Genomic DNA, 759 nt, shown 5'->3' with positions numbered 1-759 from the left:
AGCGGGCTCTCCAGCCAGATCCCGACCAGGGTCAGCAGCAGCGACTGGTCGCAGAAGTACAGGAAGTTCGTCGGGCCGTAAGAGGACAGGTAGGTGGGGACCAGGACCGCGACGAAGGCGGTGTAGGCGAGCTTGACGGGCATCGGGATGCGCCCGCGCGAAGTGGGGGCGAGCGCCGGGAATTCGGGCATCGGATCGTCTCGGCTGGCGAAGGGACGGGGGAATTCGGGTCCGGCGAGGCCCGGCCGGGATTTCGGCCGGGCCTCGCGAGGGGGCGTCGGTCCTGTCTCGGGTCAATTTTTGCCCGGATCGGTCCTTGCCCGGATCGGTCCTTGCCCGGATCAGTCCTTGCCGACCGACATCAGCAGGCGCTCGGTCTTGGCGTCCTCGATGCGGTTCACCATGCGGCGGCCCTCGTGCACGTCGCGCACCGTCTTGGTCGCGGTGATGCAGGACTGGACCAGCATCACCACGCCCATGGCAAGGTAGCCCTTGATCCAGATGTCCACCGGCAGGAACAGGATCCCGCAGGCCACCATCGCGGCCGAGCCGAGGAAGGCGGCGTAGGTGAAGGTGACCCAGGCGCCGGAATGCTGGGTGGTCTCGTTGTTCATGACACGCTCCTGATGCGGGACGGGAAAGGGATGGGATGCTCGGTGGGTCAGGCGGCCGGGGCGAGCCCGGCCTTGCGGCGCAGGCGCTCCAGCACGTCGCCGCCGGTCGGGCGGGTGCGCGGGCCGAAGCCCTCGCGCGCCAGGC

Annotated in this window: 1 protein-coding gene and 1 pseudogene; both read right to left on the bottom strand. The window is 69.2% G+C overall.

Going from position 1 to position 759, the window contains the following annotated elements; translation table 11 throughout:
* A pseudogene (locus tag FV230_RS28900) lies at positions 1–191 on the bottom strand (hypothetical protein); the annotation flags it as partial.
* A 150-nt stretch (positions 192–341) separates the two neighbouring features.
* The gene (locus FV230_RS28895; RefSeq protein ID WP_147729665.1) at positions 342–614 is read right to left on the bottom strand and encodes a YiaA/YiaB family inner membrane protein; all 273 of its coding nucleotides are present in this window, start codon (positions 612–614) and stop codon (positions 342–344) included.
* Between the last annotated feature and the right edge of the window lie 145 nt (positions 615–759).

The sequence above is a fragment of the Methylobacterium sp. WL6 genome, from assembly GCF_008040095.1.
Lineage (GTDB): Bacteria > Pseudomonadota > Alphaproteobacteria > Rhizobiales > Beijerinckiaceae > Methylobacterium.
Note: the sequence above shows the minus strand (reverse complement) of the source record. Positions and strands in the feature narration are given on the sequence as shown.